The following is a 12,411-nucleotide window of genomic DNA, read 5'->3' on the forward strand; positions in this document are numbered from 1 at the left end:
TGACCGCGTGCTCGCGGGTCACAAAGCCAGTAACAGGCGCGGGCGTCTGGCAAAGGAGCTTAAGCGCTTCAATCTCACTCTAGGCGGGCTCGGGTCAGGACATGGGTTCCTTCTCGACGCCGGTCTACGATCTGGTTATCCGCAACCTTGAAGCGGCGAAAGATCAACGCCGCGCTCGCAATCCGTACAAATTGGCCAGCGTTGTCGAGCAGCCAAAATCTGTTGGGAAAGCCGGCGCATCCGTGCCAGCAGCAGCAAAAAGTCGGGCGAAGCCTCATCGAAAACGACGTCGAAGTCGTCGCAGGCATGAACCAAACCAAAAAGAAAAACCGCCTTGGGAGTAGTGGATCGCGGTTCTACTGGACTAAGCCGAAGACGACCGAGGTAATCTTTCAGTTCTTGAATCGACTTATTCAGGGACGCTGATGCTCCCTGCTTAAATTGCTTCGAGGTTTTGGCCATCCAAGCCCTCCCTTGTTTCGTTGCGTCGAAGATACGTTCACATAGAAAGACCCGCTCAACGATTTCTCGGAGCGGGTATTCGAATCGGGGAGGGATTCGAACCCTCGGAACGCCTCGCGGTGTTCGTCTCCTTCGCAAGGAGATGCCTTCGGCCTCTCAGCCAACCAGCCATAACGTATGGCGGCCTGTCCCAAATGGGCACATCTCCCCGAGATTTCAAGACGCCAGCGCGAGGAAACCCCCAAACGATATCAACGACCACCAAAAGGAAGGATTGAGGCCCGCAGCCTTTAGATTGGTTCGAATTGCTCTTTTGGCCATGCCGAATCCAGCAGGTCAAACTTCATATTGTCGGGACGCGGCTAAACCCACAATGAAGTCGCGTCGCCAGGATGGACTCTGGATCGGAGTATCCCGCCGTAGCGGTTCGGCCGTCATCGGCCGCCTCGGCGAATCTTCTGAGCAGCGAAAATGCATCCGATCAAGCCGCCGCCGCGTGCGCCAGGGCAAGCGAGTCGGTATTGGCTCCGCCGATTGCGTCTGCAGTGCCGAGAAGCGACTCATGATCTTCTTCTACTGGGCATCTCAGTTCATGGGCTCTCTTTTGTCCCGTTCTGGTCTTTTCGATCATGCCGCGCCCGGCTGTTGAAAGTCCTGCGACCCAACCCGTCACGAGCGCCGGAAAGTTATCTTCGTTCGCTGTAGAATCCCTTATTTTGAGGGCTTCCCGGTCTTCACAGTTCCAGTTTGCGCGCTATAGTTGCATCATGTCGTCGACTATATTTATAGCTTCTTTTTCCAACATTCGCCGTTGATTTTGGGGTTGACAGAATATAAGGAATTCCCTATATGCTTGTTTCGTTTGATGATCCCGGATTGGGAGGCGCGGCTGATGAGTTGGAGCAGCTTGGGCACAATTTCGCTTGCGAGATCCTGCTCTACCTCCAGAAAGTCCACAGCGGATCAGTGGATAGCAGGAATCTGTTGCCCTTCTATACGTATAGGGGCGTGGAGATGTTCCATGCTTCCGCGGCGGCTAAGTTTGCGATCTTCGCTGTCGAAGTCGATGATGATGGCGATGTGACGGTAACGCTAATGCTCGCGGCTGAGCATGGCGTGCCGATGTACGCTGGAGGGTCTTCCTGGAATGGCGGCGATTATAATGCCTTGAAGACCGGAATACTGAATGCGCGAGCTTCAGTTTGGTTCGTATGAAGAGTGGAGGCTGCAATGGTCAAGCTCAAAGTCGACAAAAGTCACAAACGTAGAATGCGAGCCGTTGCTGAGGTTAGCAGTAAGGGGCGTGGTCGTTCGCTTGCTGATCTGGTCGAAAGAATCGAACGAGCTGAAGCAAGCCTTGCAGCTGAAAAGGAACTGTCTAGTGCGGCAATGCGTGCTGGCGAACTAGTTCGGGCCATGCGCAAGGATGCCAGATTCTCTCAGTCACAATTGGCGGATAAGTTGGGTATTAGCCAGGCTCGAATTAGCGAAATCGAATCGGGAGTCGGGACCCAGGGGCCAACTTGGGATCTGATGGAACGAATTTCGGTTGCGTGCGGCAAGACGCTTGGCGTTGCTGCCTCTAGCGATGACCTGGAACTCGCGGCGCACATGCCAATGGCTATGTAGTCTGATCCGTCGATGAGAGCCTGAGATACATGGCGTACTCTTGGTGGGACGCGCTCAAAGACGTGCTCGGCGCCGCGAGTCCAGTATGTATCGCCGTGCCGTGGTTCAGAGACTTTTGGCTGCGCGCTCGCAGATCGAAACTCGAGCAAGTCGAAGCAACAGGACGGCTTGGCAGGCTGAAGGCGTCTGTCGAAGGTTCAATCCGCCAGAAAATTGAGTCCCCCAAGCTGGCCGACATAGTGTGGACCACACTTGGGCTAATCCTAATGTTCATAAGCTTCATGATTGCCATTATTCGAGGCCTCGCTGATCTCTTGGGCGGAGCTTAATGCAGCGTTCTCCAATGACGCGTGCGTTCAGAACACTGGTCGGCATCTGCGCGCGGTAGTTGTTGCGGCATGTTTCTCACCAAAGCCAGACTGCGCTAACCCGATGATAGCTCTAGTGGGCCAGGCTGACTCGAACCTGCAACCAGGACGCCGCGTGAGCATGACGAACCTCACGGGCGACGATGTGCGTTTCGGCCAGCGGCGAGGACGCCTGCGAACTGTCATGGATCTCGACATTTCGGCCGATGGAAGATCAAGAAAGCTTTGCAGAGGTATTGGCCGGCATTCTCGTTAGTGGCGCGGACCAGATCGCCGTCGACCTCCGTGTCGATTGAGCGGCGGCGATAGCCAAATCGTATTTCTCTCAGCCGGTTGTCCGTTTGATCTTAGCAGACCATCGTCGACCGCTCGAGAACGGTTTCCTTGATGCGGCAACCGCGGCCTGCCGGAATGCATAAGACCGTTTATGGCTCCTGTACATGAAACCAACAGGTCACCCCGGCCCATTGGCCGGGGCTTTCGATCCGCGTTTGAACGATAGATCAGTATTTGAGAAGAATCGGACCGCCGAACTTATAGTTGAGCCGCGCAGTCATAAGGTCGAAATCCTGGCGGATGCGATCGGTCCCACCAGCGGGCGCGGCGAAGTTCACCGCCGCGGGCTGCATGAATAAATGATCGTACTCGAACCCAAGCGACCAGTTCGGCGCGAAACCGTACTCGATGCCGGCTCCTAACGCGCCGCCCCAAAGAACGTGCTCGCTGTTCCCAAGCGGCGCGCCCGTGAGGTTCGAGCTGATCTGATAGGTGTTGCTCGTCACTGCGCCGCCGCCTTTGGCATAAAGCAGTACGTTATCGAAGGCATAGCCGATTTGCCCCGTGACGAGACCGAACGCATCAACCTTGGTGTGGTTGACATCCGAAAACGCGACGATGACATTCGAGCCGGTCAAATCAGCCCAGTTTCCCTGGCCTTCAACACCAAGCACGATCTGGCCCATCTGCCATCGATAGCCGATCTGGCCACCAACGGTCACGCCGGTCGCATCATGACAGCCCTCGGGCGTGCCGCCATTGAAAGCCCAGCAATTCGAGCTTGAGCCCAATCCACCGTTCATACCGAGATAGTAGCCGCTCCAGTCGTAGATTGCAGCGGCGACACGCTGCGGAGCTATGGTGTAGAGAGGCTGGACGGGCTGTGCAGCCAGATCCGCGCCAAATGCGGGCGCCACCGCGTCAAGCGCCACAATGCTCACAGTCGCGAGCAACAAGTTCTTCATTTCTACTCTCATGTCCCTTGAGTGCCCCGAGCCCCGTGCGTCTTAACAACGTCCGCGCGAATTGCTGTAACTGCATCGCAACATTTGCGCCGAAAGAAATGCGTGAACCGAACGCTGCGTCAGGTTGCTGCGTTGCAGATCATCTCCAACTGCCTCGCAAGGCTCCTGCGGGTGCGAGCGTAGATTGCGTGGGCGTGAGCAAGAGCGGGCTGCTGATCTCAGCGGAATAAGCGCACGGCAATCCGAGCGCAAGAGCTTTAGATTGTTCGCAATCGCTCGAGCATAGCTACTTCAAGGTCCATGAAATACTAATTTCGCCACCTCGCGTGCCGCTATCGCTGCGGTGACGCGGAGCGCGAAAGCTTTAGCGTCGGCAAGATTTGATCTTCCCCCGAAAAAGTGGACGGGTTTAAGCAGCTTTTAGCTCCATTTCGATCGGGGCGATATATCCGATGGCGGAATGGAGCCTTGTTCGGTTGTACAACGAGGTTTGAGAACGCCCACAGGACCGTTCTTCGCGAAGTTCTTTATCGGCATCATCCTTGGTTTGGTTGCCGAGTTTGCGTTCATGGGACCGTCGACAGGGCTGGCGAGGGCGCCTTCCGCTGCACGCTGGATGGATCGCAAGCAGATCGTTGGCTGGAGGTTCCAGCATGGATGTTCGACCGAACGGCATGCCCTGAGGCGGAGCTTTTGGCAGCTCGGCCATTTGTCAGCATAACCGCATTTGCCGCGCTTTCTGCGCTTCTCGATCCGGCGTTGGGATCGAACGCCATCAGCTGCCCTGCTTTCTAGCGCATCCAGAGCCTCTCACGACCAGAATCGGGGAGAGACCCATGTCACGGCAGACGGCAATGCCAGGGAGCGGATACCGACACAATCGACAACCGCGGCCGCAGCAGCAGATGGATCTGTTCGGGAGCGGCCTGTCGAACGGCGCCATCGGCGCACCAGCATGGCTGGAGCTGCCGGCGGAAGCCCGGGCGGCCCTCACAAGCCTGATGACGCAGTTGATCCTCGACCATGCTGCGATGACAGCGACGCCGCCCGCGATGGGGGGCGATCATGATCTCTGACAAGGTCAGGCCTCATCATCTGGAGCGTAAGGCGATTCTTTACGTGCGCCAATCCTCGGCACATCAGGTGTTGCACAATCGCGAGAGCAGCGCGTTGCAATACGCCATGCGGGACCGACTGACGGCGCTCGGTTGGTCTGAGATCGAAGTGATCGATGATGATCTCGGTCGTTCAGCCGCCGGCGGCGTGCAACGCGCCGGTTTCGAGCGAATGGTAGCGGAGGTTTGCCTCGGTAAGGTTGGTGCGGTTTGCGCCCGTGAGGTCTCGCGCTTCGCCCGCAACAGCCGGGATTGGCAGCAACTCATCGAGATGTGCCGCGTGGTCGATACCGTTTTGGTCGATCAGGAGACCATCTATGCGCCGAGGCACACGGCAACGACCGCCTGCTGCTCGGGCTCAAGGGCAGCCTCAACGAGTGCGAGCTGGATCTGTTGCGCCAGCGCCCGCTTTCGGCCCGCTACGAGAAGGCGCGCCGGGGCGAGTTGGTTGTGGCGGCGCCCGTCGGCTTCGTGAAGGCCGGTGACCGCTATGAGAAAGATCCGGATCGGCGCGTCTAGGAAGCGATCCAGTTGGCGTTCGACAAGGTCGAGGAACTGGGCAGTGCCCGACAAGCGCTCTCTGCTGGCTCCACGAGTACAATCTCGATCTGCCGGTGAAGCAGCCCAATGGCGACACAGCCTGGCGGCGACCGAGTTACTCCGCCATCCACCGGATCATTGAGAACCCGGTCTACGGCGGCGCCTATGCCTATGGTAAGACGGCTGTGGCGGCGGGATACAGCGCTGAGGGCGTGAGCGTGAAGATCCGCCGCAAGACGCGGAACGAATGGCTGGCGCTGAAGCCCAACACCCACGACGGATATGTGAGCTGGAATAGGTTCGAGGCGATCCGCACCATGGTCAGCAGCAACGTTCCCACCGGTCGGCATCACGGCGCACCCAAGCATGGTGACGCGCTGCTGGCCGCTCTGATCCGGTGCAAGCGCTGCGGCCGCAAGCTCACACTCCGCTACTCCGGCATGAGGCACCATATCCCACGCTACAGCTGCAGCCGCGCCTGGATGGACAATGGCGGTCCTCACTGCATCGCCTTCGGCGGATTGCGTGTCGATGATGCAATCGAGGAAGCACTGCTTGGCTTCCTCGGTCCGGGCGCTATCGCCGCTGCAACCGCTGCCGCCAGGGAAGCCGGAGAACGACGGGATCAGGTGCGCGATGCGCTCAGTTGCGATCTGGAAGCGGCGCGCTATGCCGCAGACCGGGCTTTCCGGCAACACGATGCCGCTGACCCCGCGAACCGGTTGGTGGCGAGTGAGCTGCAAGCGCGCTGGAACAGGGCACTCGCTCACGCGGCGGAGCACCGAAATGCCTCGCCCAGAGCATCGATCAGCTTGGGATGTTCGATGCCAACGTTAACCTCCGCGGCAGAAGGGCTGCCACATAATTTCCTCGTTCGTTCGGTCGGTCGGCCAAACATACATGTCTCGAAGCCATCGGTGTGCAGATCACGGCATCATTTCCATACTGCTCCGAAGAAAGAGTGCCAACCGAGTTGCTCGGTGATCAGAACCAGGAATCCACCAGGTGAACAAGCTGGGAGCCCGCTGTATAGAAGGCTTCCTGCGCTGCACGAAAACGCTGGCGTTCGACGACAGTGACCCGCAACGGCAGATCGTTCTCAGCGATCTGCCCCAATATGTACGAAGCCAAAACGCTGCCAAACACTGTGCCTGGTGCGATTCCGCGGGCCGTTATAACCACTGAAACCGATGACGTTGCGGTCCAGCTTGTGAAGCGGAGCAAATTGTCCGAGGTCATTCCAATCATGCCAAACCAGCCGGTTTCAAACTGGACGCCCCGAAGTCCTGGAAAGGGCTTGCGCAACGATCTTTGGGCCCGGGCCCGGTGAATAGAACGTCCGATCCGTTCAAGCGCGCCAACACTGCCAAACACGAGTCGCCCGGAGCGCTCGAGGCGAAATGAAGAGAGGACCTCTCGAGTGTCCCACGCGCCCTGCCGCTCAGGCAGGATCGCGCTTCTCAGATCGTCGGGCAGCGAAGCGTGGCAAAGTTGAAATAGGGCAGTTGAGTCTGTTCCTGCCGTACCTCAGACCAAAGTCCTTTGCCATAAGCATCCGTTGCGACGACTACCCAAGTCGGCCTCTACAGATCCGCTTTCCGTGCTGATTCTCCAGCGCAACCCGTTGTGCTGCGCCGTGACAGCCTCGCTTTGCGTAAATATCCTGGCTCCCATCGCAAGCGCGGCCCGCGCCAACCCTCGCACACAGGCCAATGGCTGTATGGTGCCGGCGCGCTTATCGAGCAGCGCGCCGGTGTAGTCGCCACCACCTACTTTGCTGCGTGTTGCCTCCGCATTTAGCACTAAGACGGGCGCTCCACGCTTCTGCCACTGTTCGGCACGGGCCTCAATACGTCCGACCGCACAATGCAAGGTGCCGGCACGTTCCACTTCACATTCGATGTCGTGCTTTTCGATGAGCTCGAACACCGTCTGCGGTCCGCGGCCGAGTTGTTCAAGCAACCGTTCTCCAAAGGGCGCGTCGAGCGTGTCCGGAAGTGCGTCAGGCATGAGCCACATACCCGCATTCACGAGCCCGACGTTCTGCCCGGAGCCTCCGAATCCTATTTCAGGCGCCTCCAAAAGCGCGACATGCGCTCCTCCTTCAGCAAGATGGAGGGCCGCCGACAATCCGGTATATCCACCGCCAATCACGACGATATCCGCCGCAGTGTCAGCGGTAAGCGGAGCAGTTTCTGGTGCTGGTGGCGCAGCGACCACAGTCCGTGTGATCGTCGATTGTTTCGCATCCGCCAATCCCCTTACAACTAGCTTCTGGATCGACCCAAGGTCCAGCAGCTATCGCGAATACGGTAAGCTCTGGCGGACCTCTCTAGTCTGCAAAACTGACGTGGCAGCGCCACACGGGCAAGCAAATCGCAGGCCAAAGGACAGTTCGTCAGCACCGCGAGGATGGGGGTGAGCTTCTAAGTTTTTGATCGCTCTTGAGGGGGCCCGCAGCACCCACGCGCGGTGGGCCGGAGCCTCCGACTGCACGAACCAAGACCAAGCCTCAGCTCATTGACGCTTGCCGTGGAACGCGCCTCCTGTGCGAGACAATGGTCCAAAAGGGCAGTATCCGCCCGGCTCGGCGGCAATGTAGTCCTCCCACATCTAACGGATTGTGGGTGCCCACACCTCCCATAAGCCTCCAGCCAGGCAACGATGTTTCGCCTGTATTTTGGTTTCCTGCACTCATCTATGTGAACGGAAACGGCCACATGTCCCCAGCGGACTTCGCCTTGGGAACGCCAGGGCCACGCCCTCCAATCCCAGTGGCAAACGGGTTACCACAAAGCAGTCGGGACTGTGCCGGGCCAGCTTATTGGTGATTGATGCCTCAGTGTCTATGTTGCCTCTCACCGTTGCATAGCGCGTGACCGTGGTACGGTTGGTCTCTGCAAGGTCACGCCATTGTGGGCCTACCAATGCGACTCTGGAGGGGACGATTTGACCGATCTTGACGGCGAAATCCGGGACGGCGGGCACCACATGCAAGTCCGCGTTTATTTTGAGGACACAGATTTCAGCCAGATCGTATATCACGCGAACTATCTACGCTTCATGGAGCGCGGCCGAACGAACTACCTTCGGCTTTTGGGGACAGATCATCGCAGGTTGTTCGAGGCTAGCGGCGAGGAGCTGAGCGGCTTCGCCTTCGTGGTGCGTTCTATGAAACTGGACTTCTTCAAACCTGCCTATATGGATGATGTGATTGATGTGATCACGGCTCCTGAGGAGGTGAAGGGGGCATCGATCGCGCTACACCAACAGTGCAGGCGTGGAGCCGACTTGCTAGTCCAGGCGCGTGTGCGTGTGGCCTTCGTCTCGGCTGGCAAAGCTCAACGCATCCCCAAGAGCCTGAGGGATGCCATGGAAGCGAGCGTTAAGGGCGCTTTTCAGGCGGGCTGATATTTGGCTGTGGAAAGACGCCCCAAGAATCGGCGCAGCCAGCTGAAAAACGGCTTTCGCGTCCGTCGCCTGTGCAATAAGGCGCGCAATTCCGTCCAGCGTTTGCGGACATTGATTTGGCGTGACAGCCGCTGATAGCGGGCGATCTTGGCGTCGTAGGGATGCACTGCTCACACATGGCTTGCGCGCAGAGTCCTGTTCCCGCAACCACCGACGCTTGCGATAGCAAGCCATCCAGAGCCCCCGGCTTCCGATATTGGGATCTCGGTCAAGGCCTTGGGCTTGTTCGTTCGCCTTGGTTGACGACGACACCACCACTCCCTGAGCCGGCTGCAAAGGCGGCGAGAGCGTACCCGGCTGTGCGCTACGACAATTTCGTCGCGGCACTTGGGGCGGCTCCGCCAATGGCCGAAGCTGCGACAGGAGATCCCGGACAAGGAGGCCGAGCCGACGTGAGGGTAGGGGCTTAAGAGTCCGATGATCGCTCACCGCGTGGACGAAAATCCAGCCGGGGCGGAGATTTAAGATCGCGCATCGCAAGCAGTTCCTGAGCAAGAACCGACAGCGCGCAGCCGATCTCTTCAACGCCCGGGGATGCATCGTTCTCAACATGGGCTGGAGAGAATGCGAGGACAGGAGTCCCAGAGACGATCATTGTCCGGACTCAAACTCGGGTGTGAAGATCCTTGGGCAGCGTCCGATTGGGGCATGGCACTCAACGTCAGCCGCCGGTAATCACCCTTCTTGCAGACCTTCAGTACAAAGGCTGGTGTGAAATCTCGGATCCTCTGTTTGACCCCCATATAACCCAATCAGGGCTGCCTTGCGCACCCCAGGCACACTCATAGCGGATTTCGTTGTACCCGTCGGTTCCTTCCAACGCGAGAAATGCAGCAAGCCTTGCAAGGAGCGGATCATCGGCTTGCTCGGTTGCGAGGAAAAGATCGTCACCAAATCGCTCAAGAACCCGTCGCGTGACCCGAATATTCGGAATCACAGTGTCGGTATCGTCGTGGCCTGCGGCAAATTGCGTCCGAAATAGCCTCAATCATGATCCCTTCGCTCCGGTCCGCGACGGCTTCATAAAAGTCGAGCGGCGGGATCGGAATTCCGTGGCTCGACAACTTGCTAGCTGTCGCGAACACGACTCGCGGAGCAATCCTAGCCGCCATCCGCGGTGTGGGTTGAGGGCCCGCTTATTGTCGCGCGTGCCGAACGACCAGATTCTAGATCCCTGATTTGACCTGATATTCCTACATCTGGTTGGCCTAAACTGTCGACGGAAAATTAGGTTCGGACCTGCTCGATGGACCACCACATCGCAGGACGGACACTAGCGGACATTCAACGGCGCAGGTAGGTATGTCGCCCCCTGGCCGAGTATGTGGATATCGCGCGTTTTCTTTGTCCAAACAGGCCAGGCCTGGAAACAAGATGCCCACTCGCCGGGAGACCATGCATGGAGGAAACTCGAAACAGGCCTGTAAACCAGCACTACGTGCCATAGTGCTACCTGCGCCAGTTCGCCATGAGCATGGGAAGGCTCACCACGTATCCGTCTTCGATCGCAAGAAGGCCCGGAGCTATAAGAACAACACCCAGGATGTGGCATGCCTGAACTACTTCAATCGCATCCAGCTCGACGGTATGGATCCGGACGCGCTCGAGGCGGCATTGCGCAAGATTCCAGTGAGTTGATCCTCGACGTTTCCTGCCTAACTCGGCTTGATGTTGTTATCGTTGGACATGGCATATCGCTCCTTCGGTGGAGAAGTGGAGGCCTCAAGCACCCCCCGATATGCCGCCTTCCCGATTCCCGCCGTGGCCAACTTTCAGCGATAGCTCGCGGGCGGAAACATGACCGGCTATTCCCAGGAGATCGATCATCTGCTTCAATGCGTTGGCTTGGTCGACGCACCTCTCCGGAAGCTGCGAACGTCAGACCGTTCGGGCTGAAAGGCCTGAACTAGAATTGGCACGGCGCTCGCAGGATCGCTGTCGCCACATACGAAAACATCAGCGGCCGCGTAGGACCTCTCAGGCCAAGTATGCAAGGTAATGTGCGATTCAGCCAACAAGGCTATTGCGGAGACGCCGTGACCCGGACAAAACTTATGAACATGAAGGTGGAGTAATGTCGCACTCGCCGCACGGATGGCTTTTCGAATTGCGTCTTCCGCAATGGCCGCGTCGTCGAGGTTCTTCGCTCCCCATAGGTCGATGAGTGTATGCGTCGCACCGGTGGACAGAGCCGGTGAGGCGTCCTTCTCGTCATCAATAGTCATTAAGAGATCTCCATTGAATTATCGGCCCAATAAGCTGAGCTATTCGGGATTTAGGTGACGAGGTGATCAGGCGCTTAGTTTGTCGGCACTTGGATGATCTCAATGACTCGTTGAATCCGAATTGCGAGGACCTTGGGCAACGGATTTGTGCCTTTGAGCCGCCGCCAGGTCCTTGATGCGGCGATCACCAGCTTGAATACCATCAGCCTGGCGGTGGTGTACTGCTGGCTCAAGGTCCGCCGAATTGGCTCTACCGTTTGCGACCAGCGTGATCGTTGTCGCTCCCAAAAAAAGAACTCCAGATCGCATCAAACACCCCGCGGCGCTTTCCCGATCCACTACCGATCGAGCTGGCACCGGTGATGGCACCGCGAATGAAGCAAGCAGTGTGCCGCTTGGAAGTGAGCGCTCTCCAGTTGCTTGGTACCGGGTGCATGCGTCAACTTGCGGACAATGGTCTTAAAGCTGACCTGCTGTAGCGTCCGACAGCATGCTGCGCAGCAGAAGCCGCCTTTCCCGCTGCGGCAGTAGAAGGAGACTTTTGTTGGCCTGCACAGATTTTCGATCTATCGAGGCACAGGCGAAACGGTGAAAGCCAATGAATATTGCCGGCGAGCGGAGCCGGCCTGGACGCTGGACCCGTCTACCCACGCAGGGATTGCACCGGCTACGCCGCGGTTATCGAAATCCGGCTCGTGGGAAAAATCGTCACGAGGGATCATCACGCAACGCGACACACGCAGGAAAGGCTCATCATCAGCATCTTCCAGCTGAACACGAACATGAGGGCGGTAATAACAGGTCGGCTCCGGCTTAGCCGCAGTGCTAAGCGGCTTCGTCGCAACATTATTCGTGTCGGTTCTGCTGTAGCCGCCGAGACGGAAACTTCTGTGACGCGTGAAGAGAACTGCCGAGCATGCATGTCGTGGAGACTAAGCGAAGGCGCTACCCGCAATTCAATTCCGGTTCGGAAAAGCCGGAACGCCCTTTGGCGTAGACTGGACGTTGCCTGCGCGTCCACAGCAAACGTTTCTGAGCGCACTTTCGTGTGCACCAAGGCCGACCACTGCGAACATCAGCAGACCAAGGACCGCGGGGCGGATGGTTCTGCACGCCCACGGCTCGTTACGCTGCCCATAGCTATCTCGTTATAGCCACGAGCGTCAAAATGTTTGAGCGCTTAACGACTATCCTTCAACCGTTATGCAAACAACGCCGGCCTCGTGGAAACGGTAACACACCTCTTTGTTGGTTCTTGCACAATCGATGTCATCGCTTGGGCGCCGCAGGTGACCTGCAGTCCGGCCAACGCCAAGCCCGCTTCCATGAGGAGAGCACAAATGCAAGAAACCACAAGCCC

General features: G+C 58.0%; 9 protein-coding genes, 1 tRNA gene and 4 pseudogenes. 8 read left to right on the top strand and 6 right to left on the bottom strand.

Translation table 11 applies throughout. From position 1 onward, the window contains the following. Window positions 1-135 precede the first annotated feature (135 nt). Both ABIB90_RS30680 and ABIB90_RS30685 read right to left on the bottom strand, forming a co-directional pair. Window positions 136-462, bottom strand: a complete 327-nt coding sequence (locus tag ABIB90_RS30680; RefSeq protein WP_156949089.1) for a hypothetical protein — start codon at window positions 460-462, stop codon at window positions 136-138. 83 nt (window positions 463-545) lie between these two features. Beyond that, window positions 546-628: transfer RNA gene (locus tag ABIB90_RS30685), tRNA-Arg, on the bottom strand. 683 nt (window positions 629-1,311) lie between these two features. Here ABIB90_RS30685 and ABIB90_RS30690 point away from each other — a divergent pair. Beyond that, complete coding sequence (locus ABIB90_RS30690; RefSeq protein WP_027520141.1) at window positions 1,312-1,677, top strand: hypothetical protein; 366 nt, start codon at window positions 1,312-1,314, stop codon at window positions 1,675-1,677. A gap of 15 nt (window positions 1,678-1,692) precedes the next feature. Beyond that, the gene (locus tag ABIB90_RS30695) at window positions 1,693-2,091 is read left to right on the top strand and encodes a helix-turn-helix domain-containing protein (RefSeq protein ID WP_084462423.1); all 399 of its coding nucleotides are present in this window, start codon (window positions 1,693-1,695) and stop codon (window positions 2,089-2,091) included. 871 nt (window positions 2,092-2,962) lie between these two features. Here ABIB90_RS30695 and ABIB90_RS30700 read toward each other — a convergent pair. Continuing rightward, window positions 2,963-3,700 (bottom strand): outer membrane protein, encoded by a 738-nt coding sequence (locus ABIB90_RS30700; RefSeq protein WP_027520146.1) that lies wholly within the window; start codon window positions 3,698-3,700, stop codon window positions 2,963-2,965. 905 nt (window positions 3,701-4,605) lie between these two features. Here ABIB90_RS30700 and ABIB90_RS30705 point away from each other — a divergent pair. The 4 genes and pseudogenes from ABIB90_RS30705 to ABIB90_RS30720 all read left to right on the top strand — a co-directional run bounded on the left by ABIB90_RS30705 (window position 4,606) and on the right by ABIB90_RS30720 (window position 6,434). Then, window positions 4,606-4,776 carry a hypothetical protein gene (locus tag ABIB90_RS30705; RefSeq protein WP_198034899.1) on the top strand — a complete coding sequence of 57 codons (171 nt, stop codon included), beginning with the start codon at window positions 4,606-4,608 and terminating at the stop codon, window positions 4,774-4,776. Continuing rightward, window positions 4,766-5,065: pseudogene (locus tag ABIB90_RS30710) on the top strand (recombinase family protein); the annotation flags it as partial. The gene ABIB90_RS30705 and the pseudogene ABIB90_RS30710, both read left to right, overlap by 11 nt. A gap of 2 nt (window positions 5,066-5,067) precedes the next feature. Beyond that, window positions 5,068-5,334, top strand: coding sequence for a hypothetical protein (locus tag ABIB90_RS30715; RefSeq protein WP_354101744.1), 267 nt, complete (start codon window positions 5,068-5,070; stop codon window positions 5,332-5,334). Window positions 5,335-5,429: 95 nt separating this feature from the next. Next, window positions 5,430-6,434: a recombinase family protein gene (locus ABIB90_RS30720; RefSeq protein ID WP_354101740.1), complete on the top strand. Its 1,005-nt coding sequence runs from the start codon at window positions 5,430-5,432 to the stop codon at window positions 6,432-6,434. Here the strand turns inward: ABIB90_RS30720 and ABIB90_RS30725 are convergent. Next, window positions 6,340-7,604 (bottom strand): annotated as a pseudogene (locus ABIB90_RS30725) (NAD(P)/FAD-dependent oxidoreductase). The gene ABIB90_RS30720 and the pseudogene ABIB90_RS30725 overlap by 95 nt on opposite strands. 742 nt (window positions 7,605-8,346) lie before the next feature. On the opposite strand from ABIB90_RS30725, the gene ybgC reads away from it, so the two are divergent. Both ybgC and ABIB90_RS30735 read left to right on the top strand, forming a co-directional pair. Beyond that, the gene (gene ybgC / locus ABIB90_RS30730) at window positions 8,347-8,766 is read left to right on the top strand and encodes a tol-pal system-associated acyl-CoA thioesterase (protein WP_084462540.1); all 420 of its coding nucleotides are present in this window, start codon (window positions 8,347-8,349) and stop codon (window positions 8,764-8,766) included. 252 nt (window positions 8,767-9,018) lie between these two features. Next, window positions 9,019-9,222, top strand: a pseudogene (locus tag ABIB90_RS30735) (CopG family transcriptional regulator); the annotation flags it as partial. 1,436 nt (window positions 9,223-10,658) lie between these two features. On the opposite strand, the gene speD reads toward ABIB90_RS30735, so the two are convergent. Beyond that, complete coding sequence (gene speD, locus ABIB90_RS30740) at window positions 10,659-11,051, bottom strand: adenosylmethionine decarboxylase (RefSeq protein ID WP_354101739.1); 393 nt, start codon at window positions 11,049-11,051, stop codon at window positions 10,659-10,661. A 74-nt stretch (window positions 11,052-11,125) separates the two neighbouring features. Beyond that, window positions 11,126-11,269, bottom strand: a pseudogene (locus ABIB90_RS30745) (IS256 family transposase); the annotation flags it as partial. Window positions 11,270-12,411 lie beyond the last annotated feature (1,142 nt).

It is taken from the genome of Bradyrhizobium sp. JR4.1 (assembly GCF_040548605.1).
GTDB classification, from domain to species: Bacteria; Pseudomonadota; Alphaproteobacteria; order Rhizobiales; family Xanthobacteraceae; genus Bradyrhizobium; species Bradyrhizobium canariense.

Coding starts and splice junctions, on each gene's coding strand:
- ABIB90_RS30680 (WP_156949089.1), bottom strand. CDS start 462: ATGGCCAAAACCTCGAAGCAATTTAAGCAGGGAGCATCAGCGTCCCTG.
- ABIB90_RS30690 (WP_027520141.1), top strand. CDS start 1,312: ATGCTTGTTTCGTTTGATGATCCCGGATTGGGAGGCGCGGCTGATGAG.
- ABIB90_RS30695 (WP_084462423.1), top strand. CDS start 1,693: ATGGTCAAGCTCAAAGTCGACAAAAGTCACAAACGTAGAATGCGAGCC.
- ABIB90_RS30700 (WP_027520146.1), bottom strand. CDS start 3,700: ATGAAGAACTTGTTGCTCGCGACTGTGAGCATTGTGGCGCTTGACGCG.
- ABIB90_RS30705 (WP_198034899.1), top strand. CDS start 4,606: ATGGATCTGTTCGGGAGCGGCCTGTCGAACGGCGCCATCGGCGCACCA.
- ybgC (WP_084462540.1), top strand. CDS start 8,347: ATGCAAGTCCGCGTTTATTTTGAGGACACAGATTTCAGCCAGATCGTA.
- speD (WP_354101739.1), bottom strand. CDS start 11,051: ATGACTATTGATGACGAGAAGGACGCCTCACCGGCTCTGTCCACCGGT.